Genomic DNA, 11,886 nt, shown 5'->3' on the forward strand with positions numbered 1-11,886 from the left:
CGGAGGTACCTATGTTGTCACGCCGTCATTTGCTACAATCGGCCTTTGCTGTCACCGCCGCCGTCGCCTACTGCTGGGGCGCACCGTCCGCCTCTGCGCAGCAGAACGGCGACAAACCTTTCCATGCCCTCGTGACTGACGCGAAGGACATGCAGACCGATCTGAAAAACGTGCTGTTCTATTGGGAAGAGAAGGTCAGCGAAACGTCGTTTATTCCCCATGAATTGAAGCATCTTCCGGTCAAGCGCGGGACCGCCACCGTGAATATCAAGTTCGACGGCGTGAAGCAGGTCGAGGTGACGCCCGGAGCGGACAAGGCGCCGCCCACGCTCCACATCACGCTGACGAACGGCAAGACGGGCGACTTTCCGCTCGCGATCGACGGAAGCTTCAAGGGGGAGTCGGACTTCGGTCAGGTGGAACTGCCCGTTCAGGGGTTAAAAAAACTCGAATTCAAATAGGCGGTTTCCGCCACGCCTGAACGAGTCTGTCGCCGCCGGTCCGGAGGATCAGGAGCGCCGCACTACCTCTCATGATTCCTCGTCGCACCACCTACCTGCTGCTCCTCGCGTTGGCGGCGATCTCCGCGGCATATGCTGTGAAATGGACCGGCCTCACGCCGGTCCCCGCCTCGGGCGTGTCCGGCACCCCGCTCACGGGCACGGCCGTCGTGCTCGCTCCGGTCACGATCGACCGCATCCGGCACACCATCCGGGCGGTCGGAACCCTGCGCGCCAACGAAAGCATCATGGTTCGCCCTGAGATCGCTGGACGCATCCGGCAGGTCTGGTTTCAAGAAGGGCAAACCGTGGAGAAGGACCAACTGCTGATCGAGTTGGATGATTCGGAACTCCAGGCCGAATTGGCGCAAGCTGCCGCGCAACTCAAAGTCAGCCGGCTCACCTATGAGCGGCTCAAGCAGCTCGATCTGGACGGCAAACGGTACGTGCCGAAACAGCAGCTCGATGAAGTGGCCGGCGCCCTGCAGGTCTCCCAAGCCAACCACACCCTCTATGCGACCAGACTGGCCAAGACGAAAATTCGCGCCCCCTTCTCCGGCATCACCGGTATCCGTCGCGTCTCACCGGGCGATTTCGTCGGCACGGGTCTCGACCTCGTGAACCTGGAAGACCTCGCCCAGCTCAAGATCGACTTCAAGGTACCGGAAACGCTGTTGCGCCATCTGGCGCCGGGCCAACCCATCGAGTTGACCACGGATGCCTACCCAGGCGAGACCTTCCACGGCACCGTCTACGTGATCGATCCGCAGGTCGAGATGACCACCAGATCCGTGCAGGTGCGCGCCCGCATTCCCAATCCGCAACAGCGTCTCCGTCCCGGCATGTTCGCCCAGGTCCTCCTCACGTTCGGTGAGGAAGAACGTGCGCTGCTGATTCCCGAAGAGGCCGTCATGCCGAAGCAGAACAAGACCTACGTCTACCTGGCGCGGGAGGGCACGGCACAACAACGGGAAATCACGCTGGGCACACGCACCAGAGGCTTCGTCCAGGTCCTCAGCGGACTCACGGAACAGGATACGGTCATCCGAGTCGGACACCACAAGCTGCAGGAGGGCGATCCGATCGTCGCCTTGACGGAGCCCGCTCGCTGACGCCCCACGGCACACACGCATGAGACTGTCCGCCCTCTCCATCGAGCGTCCGGTCCTCGCCACCGTCGCGACGCTCCTCCTGATGTTGTTCGGCGTCTTATCCTTTTCGCGCCTGCCGGTGCGTGAGTACCCGGACATCACCTTTCCCATCGTCTCAGTCCTCACCGTCTACCCGAGCGCCGACGCCCAACTGGTTGAAACGGACATCACATCCGTGTTGGAGGACGCGCTCAGCGGCGTTGAGGGGCTCCGTACCCTGCGCTCGACCAGCCGCGAAGGGTTGTCCACCATCGGGCTCGAATTCGCGCTGTCGCGCAATCTGGATGCGGCGGCCAACGACGTGCGCGATCGTGTCGCCCGGGTGCAGCACCTGCTGCCGCAAGGCATCGAAGCGCCCCTGGTCATGAAGGAGGACAGCGAATCCGACGGGATCATGTGGCTTGCCGTGATCAGCGACCGTCACAGCGAGTTGGATATCACCGACTTCGCCCAACGTCAGCTGAAAGACCGGCTCGCGCCGCTGCCCGGCGTCTCCAGCGTGGTCCTCGACGGAGAGCGCCGGTATGCAATGCGCATCTGGTTGGACCCGGATCGGCTCGCCTCACGGCTCCTCACCGTGCAAGACGTCGAAGATGCCCTGCGGACACAGAACGTCTCCATGCCCACCGGCCGCATCGAGAGCACCCAGCGGGAGTTCAGTGTGCGGATGGGCGGCGGGTTGGAGCGCCCGGAGCAGTTCAATCAGTTGATTTTGGCCTATCGTGACGGCTACCCGGTCCGCCTGCAGGACGTGGGGCTCGCCGAAATCGCCGCGGAAGACGAGCGGAAGTTGGTGCGCGTCAACGGCAAACCGGCCATCGGGCTGGGCATCATGAAACAGTCGAAGGCGAATACGCTGGAGACCGCCCGCGCCGTCAAACGCACTCTCCCCTCTTTGGAAGCATTGCTCCCCGAAGGGATGCAGCTCGTCACCGCCTTCGACAGCTCGATCTACATCGAACGGTCACTGCACGAAGTGTACGAAGCCGTCGCACTGTCCGTGATCCTCGTCGTGCTGGTCGTGTTCCTGTTCTTGCGGAGCGCCCGGGCTACGCTGATCCCCACCGTCGCCATTCCCGGCTCGATTCTGGGCACCTTCGTCCTGATGCAAGCGACCGGCAGTTCGATCAACACGATCACATTGCTGGGCTTCGTGTTGGCCATCGGCCTGGTCGTGGACGACGCGATCGTCGTGGTGGAAAATGTCTACCGGCGCATCGAACAGGGCTTGAGCCCCACGGAAGCCGCCCTCGAAGGGAGCCGGGAAATCGGGTTCGCCGTGATCTCGACGACATTGACGCTCGCGGCGGTCTTCTTTCCGATCATCTTTCTCCCTGGTATCGTCGGCCGTCTGTTCTCCGAGTTGGGAATCGCCGTCGCCGGTTCCGTGCTGCTGTCGGGGTTCATCGCCCTGACCCTCACGCCGGCCATGTGCGCCCGCCTGTTGAGTCGAACCGTCGTCGCCGGCTCGCCGTCAGCGGGGTCAGCGTTGGATAGTTCCGCCTGGCTGCAATGGCTCACTCGGCGCTATCGCGCAGCCTTGGAGACGGCCCTGCAGTGGCCCTCTTCGGTGCTGCTTGCAGCCCTTGCCTCCTTGGCCGTAAGCGGTCTGCTGCTCTGGGTCCTTCCGAGCGAACTGGCGCCCCTGGAAGATACCGGCTGGTTCGCGATCCACGTCAACACCCCGGAGGGGTCCACCCTCGACTACACGGACCGTTATGCCAAGGACACTGAGAGGACGGCCGCACGCATTCCGGAGATGGATTCCTACTACACCGTGGTCGCGCGAGGTTGGCGCCCGACGCAGGTGACCCGCGCCGTCACCTGGGTGACGCTGAAGGACTGGTCCGATCGCGACCGGGTGCAGCGAGAGATCGTCGAGGAGGTGGAACCGGCCTTGTCGGCCATTCCCGGCGCCAGCGTCTTTGCGCTGAACCCACCGCCTTTCAACCAGGAAGACAGTAAGACGCCGGTGCAACTGGTGGTCCGCGGCCCGGCCTACGATGTCTTGGACAAGATCATGACGCAGGTCCGCCATGACACGGTGAACCATCCGGCGTTGGTGAACATCGAGAGCGACCTTGACCTCAACAAGCCCGAGTTGCGAGTCGACATCAACCGGGACAAGGCCGCCGACCTCGGCATCCCAGTCGAGACGATCGGCCGGACATTGGAAGTCTTCCTGGGCGGACGGAAAGCCTCCATGTTCATGCGCGAGGGGAAGGAATTTCCCGTCATCATCCAGACGCAGCCTCACCACCGTGGAACCAAATCGGATATCGACCGCCTTCACGTCCGCGGGACCCAGGGCGATTTGATTCCGCTCAGCAACCTCGTCTCATTGAGCGAGACCGTCGCCCCGAAACAGCTCAATCACTACGAAAAGCTGCGCGCCGCCACGATCAGCGCCGGGGTCGGTCCCGGCTCCACCCTCAGCCAATCGGTGGAGTCATTGGAGCAGATTATCCGCACACACCTCCCCCCCGGTGCCAGCATCAGTTACGCAGGCGAAACCAAAGAGTTCAAGGAGTCGTCCGGCAACCTGCACTTCACCTTCGTGTTGGCCCTGCTGGTCGTCTATCTCATCCTGGCCGCGCAGTTCGAGAGCTTCCGCCACCCGATCACCGTCCTCGTGTCGGTGCCGCCGGCTCTGGCCGGCGCGTTGCTGGCCCTGTTGCTGTTTCGAGGAACGTTGAACATCTACAGCGAAATCGGCTTGATGATCCTGATCGGGCTCGTCACGAAGAACGCCATCCTCATTGTCGAGTTTGCCAATCAGCTGCGACAGGACGGCCGTCCGACTCAGGTTGCCATCGTCGAAGCCGCAGCCTTGCGCCTGCGTCCCATCATCATGACGACGATGTCCACCATCCTGGCCGCCCTCCCACTGGCGATGGCCACGGGCGCAGGCGCAGCCGGGCGGTGGCACATCGGCCTGGTGGTCATCAACGGCCTCATGCTGTCGACGCTGCTGACCCTGTTCCTGGTGCCGTTGATCTATACGATGTTGGCCGAGCTGCGTTGGCGAGGTCCCGTGCGGCAGGTGAAGGAAACGGACCGCCCGGAGGTCGTGGCGCTTAAGCCGACGCAGTCCTGAGTGTTGCGAGCGCCTCTCCAATCCGTTGGTGGGCGTGGATGCTGTGGACGGCATCCATGTGGTCTCCGACCACAGTCTCCACCGTGACCGGTCCGGTCGTATGCTCCGACCAGTCGACCGGCCCCTGTCCCCGGCGCGCGAGGGTCGACGTCGTCCACCACACGTGGATCGGCGCCTTGATCGGATGGCTTCGGGTCACGATCAGGAACCGTGCCGCCTCCCTGGCCAAGGTATAGCCGAGTTTCAATGACCCGATCGAGGCCTCTGCTTCTTCGGGAGAGAGAAAGTCCCGTTCTCGCGCCCAACGAATGGCCGTCTCCAATCGTTCCTCCTCGCCCAACGACTCCAACCGCTCCCGCAAGGCCTCCCGCTCCGCATCCGGGATCGCATCGAAGGCTTCCCGCTGGTCGCGCCGGATGTAGGCGATCAATTCCTCCACCGGAGTCGGCCCGTCCGCCGCATAGAGGGCCTGATTCGGCTGGGTATCCAGGAGACCGAGAAAGGCCACCGACTCGCCGGCCCGTTCCAGCGTCTGCGCCGTCGCCAAGGCCAGCACGCCACCGTTCGACCAGCCGACCAGATGATAGGGACCATGCGGCCGACAATCACGAATCAGCGCAGCCTGCTGTTCGGCAAGCTTCGGAATGGATAGGTCTTGCCAGCGCAGGGAAAAGAGATGGCCCAGCGAGAGGCCGTACACCGGGCGCCCTTCCTCCAGAGATCGTGCCAACGGCCGGTAGGCCTGCACATGGGTCCCGTCAGGATCGAAACAAAACAACGGCGGCAAGGCACGGCCCTCGCGCAGGAGGACAAGCTCCGCAAAAGCCAAGGGGCACTCCCCTTCGAGCCGCCGGCTCAGTTGCTCCAGCGTCGGGTGCTGGAAGAGATCCATCACGGTCAGCGGCTGATCCACGACCGCCTGCATCCGAGCAATCGCCTGTACGGCCAACAGAGAATGGCCCCCCAAATCGAAGAAGTTATCCTGAAGACCGATCCGCTCGACGCCGAGCACCTGGCTCCAGATGGCGGCCAGCTGCTGTTCGGTCACCGTGGCCGGCGCCTCATAGGCGGTCGGGCGCGGCGCCTCGACGTCCGGTGCGGGCAAGGCCTGGCGGTCCACCTTCCCGTTCGGACTCAACGGCAGCTGCGCCAGCCGGACGACCACCGCCGGCACCAGATACTCCGGCAGCGTCTGCGCCAGCCCCGCCTTGAGCGCCGCGGGCTCGAACGGCTGCGCCGGGTCCGTCGTCACGTAGCCCACGAGCCGGGCGCCCCCCGGGCCGTCCCGCCGCGCCACCACCACGGCCTCCCGAATCCCCGGCTGCTGCCGTAGCGCCGCCTCCACTTCCCCCACCTCGATGCGCACGCCCCGGATCTTCACCTGATGGTCCAGCCGTCCCAGATACTCGATGGTCCCGTCCGACCGGTACCGCACGAGATCGCCTGTCCGGTAGAGCCGTTGGCCCGGCTGCGCACTGAAGGGGTCCGGCACGAACCGCGCCGCCGTCAGGGCCGGCCGCCGATGGTACCCGCGCCCCACCCCGATCCCGCCGATATAACATTCCCCCGGCACCCCGATCGGCACCGGCTCCCCCTGCGGGTCCCGCACATAGATCTGGAGATTGGCGATGGGCCGCCCGATCGGCACGGTGGCCGCCGGCGGGGTCGGACAGGTCCAGGCCGTCACGTCGATGGCGGCTTCGGTAGGCCCGTAGAGGTTGTGCAGAGCCACCCCCGGCAACTGCTGCTGCACCCGCGGCGGGACCGTCGCCGGCAGGGCTTCGCCGCTACAGACGATCTGCCGGAGACTCCGGCAGGTCTCCACCCCAGGCTGGTCCAGGAAGGCCTGCAACATGGGCGGCACGAAGTGCAGCGTGGTCACACCCTGCGCCACGATATGCTGGATCAACTGAGCCGGGTCCTTGTGGGCGCCGGGTTCGGCCATGACCAGCTCGGCCCCGACGAGCAACGGCCAGAAGAATTCCCACACGGACACGTCGAAGCTGATCGGCGTCTTCTGCAGCACCCGGTCGGCGGCGGTCAGCCCATAGGCCTCTTGCATCCACTGAAGCCGGTTGCGGAGGCCCGCATGCGTATTGCCCGCCCCTTTCGGCTGCCCGGTGGAGCCGGAGGTGTAGAGCACGTAGGCCAGTTGCGCGTCGGCCAGCCGCCCCGGCGGCGGCGTGGCCGGATAGGTGGCCAGGGTGGCCCGGTCCCGATCCAGGCAGAGGGTCGGGCCGGCATGCGCCAACCGCGCCGCCTGCGCCCCGTCGGTCACGAGCAGCGCCGCCTGGCTGTCGTCCAGCATGTAGCGGAGGCGCGCGACGGGATAGGAGGGATCGAGCGGCACGAAGGCCGCGCCCGCATACCACGTCCCCAGCAGGGCCACCACCAGGTCCACCGACCGCTCCAGGGCCACGGCCACCAGCGCCTCCGGCCCGATGCCCCGCCCGCGGAGCGCCTGGGCCACTTGATAGGCCTGCTCGAGCAACGCCGCATAGGTCACCGTCGTCGCCCCCGCCCGCACCGCGATAGCTGCCGGCGTCCGCGCCGCCTGCGCCGCAAGCTGCACCGGCACCGCCGCATCCGGATAGACCCGCCCCGTCCGGTTCCACACCCCCACCACCTGCTGCCGCTCTGCCCCGGTCAAGAGCGGAAGGGCGCTCACGGGGGTTCGGACATCTCGGACCAGCGCATCCAGAATGGATTCATAACGAGCCAACAGCCCCTCGACCGTGACGGAGTCGAACAGATCCGTATTGTACTCGATGGCCACCACGAGTCCTCCCTCCGTCTGCTGCACCGTCATCGAGAGGTCGAATTTCGCGGTGGTGCTGTCGATCTCGATCGGCTCGAACTCCAACCCACTCACCTCCAACTCGGACGCAGGCGCGTTCTGGAGGTCGAACATGACCTGAAAAATCGGCGAGCGGCTGACATCGCGTGTCGGGTGCAGTACGTCCACGAGCTTTTCGAACGGTGTCTCTTGATGGGCATAGGCCTCCAGACAGGCCTCCCGCACCGCGGCGATTACCTCGGCGGAGGAGGCATCCCGGGAAATCTGGGTGCGGATCGCCAGGGTATTGACGAAGAACCCGATGAGGCCTTCGGTCTCTTTCCTGGTCCGGTTGGCAATGGGGGTTCCGACGATCAGGTCGCTCTGCCCCGTCATCCTGGCCAACAACATGAAGAAGGCGCTCAACAGCATCATGTACAGGGTGGCGCCCATCCGCCGCCCCAAGGCGGACAGTTCGGCGGCACGCGCAGGGTCAAGGGTCGAGCTGACCATCGCCCCCCGTGACGTTTGCACGGCCGGTCTCGGTCGATCCGTCGGCAAGTCCATCACGGGCAATTCGCCGCCCAGCACCGTCTTCCAAAATGCCAAGTCTCGTTCGAGCAGGGGTCCTGCCATCCAGGCGCGTTGCCATTGCGACAGATCGGCGTACTGCAAGGGCAACTCCGGCAAGGGCGAAGGCCGGCCTTCCACGTGGGATGCATAGAGGGCCGTCATCTCCCGGACCAGCACATGGGCGGACCAGGCGTCCGACACGATGTGGTGCAACGTGAGCAGCAACAGGTGTTCGGTCGGTCGGAGCCGGATGAGACTGACCCGCAGCAGCGGGCCGTAGCGCAGGTCGAACGGACGTTCGGCCTCGACCGCAGCCAACCGAATCGCCGCTCGATCTCGTTCCTCTTCGGGAAGATGCTGGAGATCGATCAGAGGGAGCGTGAAGGCCGGCTCCGCAGCGATCACCTGCATCGGGACCCCGTTGAGGCTGTGAAAGGTGGTCCGCAGCGCTTCGTGGCGCCGCATCACCGCTCGGAAGCTCCGTTCCAACGCCTCGACATCGAGCGGACCCCTGACACGCAACGCGATCGGAATGATGTAGGCCGTGCTGTCCGGCTCCAACTGTGCCAATACCCAGAGCCGTTGTTGGGCGAACGACAGGGGCACCGGGCCGGAGCGCGGGATCGGCTGCGGCGCGGGGAGCGGTTCCGCCAGGTCCGTTCCTCTGGCCGCTTCGGCCACCTGGACCAGTCGGGCGACCGTGGGCGCCTCGAAGAGGGTGCGTAACGGGAGATCGACCCGCAGGGCTTGGCGCACCCGTGACATGACCTGCGTGGCAAGGAGCGAATGACCGCCCAAATCGAAAAAGTTGTCCTGGACACCGACGGCGTCCCGTTTCAACACATCACACCAAATCCCGGCCACAATCTCTTCCGTGGCCGTGGCCGGAGCCATGAACCGTCGACTGTCCGGCCCCTCACGATCCGGTTCCGGCAGAGCGCCGCGATCCACCTTGCCATTGGCCGTCAGGGGCAGGGCCGGCAGAACGGTCGCAGCCGCAGGCACCATGTAATCGGGCAACTGCGAACGGAGAAAGTCCTGGATCACCCGGCTCTCCCCCTCCGTTCCCGGCCCGACCAGATAGGCCGCGAGGAAGGGATCGCCTTGGTGGTTCTCGCGTACCGCCACGACGGCATCCTGCACGGCTGGATGCTGCCGCAGAACCGATTCGATCTCCCCCAGTTCGATCCGGAACCCTCGAATCTTCACTTGATGGTCCACCCGACCTAGGAATTCGATCGAACCGTCAGGCAGCCGCCTGGTGCGGTCGCCTGTGCGATAGAGGCGGGCGCCTGGTTGCGACGCATGGGGGTTGGGCACGAACCGTTCGGCGGTACGGTCCGGTTGATTCCAATATCCGCGCGCGAGGCCTTGGCCGCCCAGATACAGTTCCCCCGCCACGCCGATCGGCACCGGTTCCTGGCGGTCGTCGAGGATGTAGGCTTCGAGGTTGTCGAGGGGACGGCCGATGGGGACCGTGCGGGCGAGACGCATCACCGCATCATCGGTCACGACAGCGGTCAGGGCGCCGACGGTCGTTTCCGTGGGGCCATAATGGTTGATGACGGTGCAGGTCGCCTGCCGCCGCACCTGATCGGCTAAACCCCACGACAGCGCCTCGCCGCCGAACAGGAGAAACTTTCGCGGCCAGAGCGCCCGGCCATCTCCGGTGGCCAGCAGGGCCTTGAAATGGGAGGGGACGATCTTCAGCACGTCGATGGGATGCTCAGCGAGATAGGCACCGAACAACCGACCGTCCGTCGCAGTCTCGTAGCCGATGACATGAAGACAGCCGCCGGAGGTCAAGGCGGGAAAAATCGCGCTATATCCCAAGTCTGCGCTCAAGGTCGAGACGGTCGCAAACTGCAGCGGTTCCTGTGGGTCCAACTGCTTCGAGATCGCCAGGGTGTAGTTCACGAGGTTGCGATGGGAGACGGCCACACCCTTGGGCTGACCGGTCGAGCCGGAGGTAAAGATCACATAGGCCAGGGCGTCCGGTGACAGCACCAGATCGAGGTTGCCGTCCGGTTCGTCAGCCACCAGCTCGCTGAGGTCCAGGGTCATGCCGTGGAAGATCGGCCGAACCTGGTCGGATGGAGCCTGCGCTACGAGGATCCCAGCGCCGCTCTGCGCCATCTGCGGCGCGAGTCGCACGGACGCATGCGCCGGATCGACCGGCACATAGGCCGCGCCGGCCTTCAGCACCCCCAACATGGCCACGATCATCTCGGTGGAGCGATCGAAACAGAGGCCGACCCGATCGCCTGGTTGCACGCCGCGCCGCCTCAACCCACGGGCCACCCGGTTCGCCTGTCGATTAAGCTCGTCGTAGGACAACCGCCGCTCGCCGGCCACGACGGCGGAAGAGGCCGGTCGGCACACCGCCTGTGCCTCAATCAGTCGATGAATCGGAAGCATAGGGTCCAGCGGACTGGTCGTTTGATTGAACTCTCGCGTGAGCCTGATCCGTTCCCGAGTCCCCACCAGGTCGACTTCATCGATCGACAGCGTGAGGCATTCGGGAAGGCGACGCGACAGTTCCAGAAATCGATCGGCCAAGGCCTGGACCATGACCGCCGGGATACGGTCCGCGTCAAAATGCCAGGTCAGTGCCAGCCCCGCCTCGTCTTCAAGAGCAGCGAGCCTGAGTTTGAGGGGCTCGGCGCAAAAGCTGCTCTCCGCGAGGGTGACGGCACCGGAGGCCGTCCGGTTGGGCTTGGCGCGACGACCATATTCGAAGCCGATCCCCGCGCGCACAGCCTCCGCCTCTTCTTCCCCCTGCTCCACCGCATAGTAGTGCTGCCAGTCTTCCGCTTGCCCCTGCTCGCGTGCAATCAAGGCCACTAGGTCTTGCAGCGCCGGATTCCCCTCCATCCGAAGGTGGAGCGGCAACCAGCATTCGAATAATCCGATCCCTCCTTGCAACTCCTCGAACGAACGCCCCTCGGTACGCCACCAACAGATCAGATCAGTTCGGCCGGTCGTCCGATAGAGGGGGACCATCCAACAGGCAAACAGCACAAGCGGGAGAGACACCTGTGCAGCGGCGGCGGCATCTCGCAGTCGTTCCAAGTCTGCAGCGGAAAGCAGACGTTGGACTGCTTGGGAGGCGGCATCCAACCCATCGAGACGGTCCGTCCGCTCGAAGGGCAAAAGCACGACCTGGTTGCTGGTAAGTTTCCGTCCGGCCCACCAGGCCCGCCCTTGCTCCGCCTCTTCGCCCTCCAGCAACTCATGGTGCCATTCAGAAAATTGACCATATTGGACAGGCGCCTCGTCCACCGTCCCGTCGTTGCCCAGATCCAAGAGCAGGCTGAGTTCGGCGGCCACATTCGCCAGCGACCAGTGATCGGCGCAGAGCCCCGGCATCTCCAGGATCAGCCGCCCGGAGACATCCGTCAGGCGGCAGAACGTGCCCCGTATCAGCGGCCTCGTTTCCCAATCGGGATCTACTATTCGACGTACTGCGTCCCCGGCAGCCTGTTCGCGTGTGCGCTCGTCGGGGAGGTGCCGCAGGTCGACGACCTGCCAGAACAGATCGGCCTCCTCGTTGATCACTTGGAACGGAACCTTCATACCGGGCTCCCGGTAGAAGCTCGTGCGAAGACTGTCATGGCGGGCGATCACCCGGCGCAGGGCTCGATGCACCGCCTCCTCGTCGAACGCACCCTCCAGCTGGACCACCGCCCTGGCCTGTCCGCGATGGCCGCGTTGTTGCCACAACCAGAGTCGCTTCTGGTGGGGTGACAGCCGCAGCCCCTGAACCTCGATCTCCTGTTGCATGCCTCC

4 protein-coding genes are annotated in these 11,886 nt (G+C 64.8%); 3 read left to right on the forward strand and 1 reads right to left on the reverse strand.

Annotated elements, in window-relative coordinates; translation table 11 throughout:
- Nucleotides 1-11: 11 nt before the first annotated feature.
- The 3 genes from HRU82_03160 to HRU82_03170 all read left to right on the forward strand — a co-directional run bounded on the left by HRU82_03160 (nt 12) and on the right by HRU82_03170 (nt 4,748).
- On the forward strand, nt 12-461 hold the full coding sequence (locus tag HRU82_03160) for a hypothetical protein (GenBank protein QOJ34005.1): 450 nt from the start codon (nt 12-14) through the stop codon (nt 459-461).
- 71 nt (nt 462-532) lie between these two features.
- On the forward strand, nt 533-1,612 hold the full coding sequence (locus HRU82_03165) for an efflux RND transporter periplasmic adaptor subunit (GenBank protein QOJ34006.1): 1,080 nt from the start codon (nt 533-535) through the stop codon (nt 1,610-1,612).
- Between the two features lie 19 nt (nt 1,613-1,631).
- Complete coding sequence (locus tag HRU82_03170) at nt 1,632-4,748, forward strand: efflux RND transporter permease subunit (GenBank protein QOJ34007.1); 3,117 nt, start codon at nt 1,632-1,634, stop codon at nt 4,746-4,748.
- On the opposite strand, the gene HRU82_03175 is transcribed toward HRU82_03170, so the two are convergent.
- A complete protein-coding gene (locus HRU82_03175; GenBank protein ID QOJ34008.1) occupies nt 4,729-11,880 on the reverse strand; it encodes an amino acid adenylation domain-containing protein in 7,152 nt (2,383 codons plus the stop codon). The two genes, HRU82_03170 and HRU82_03175, sit on opposite strands and share 20 nt — an antisense overlap.
- Between the last annotated feature and the right edge of the window lie 6 nt (nt 11,881-11,886).

Source organism: Nitrospira sp., assembly GCA_015709715.1.
Taxonomy (GTDB): domain Bacteria; phylum Nitrospirota; class Nitrospiria; order Nitrospirales; family Nitrospiraceae; genus Nitrospira_A.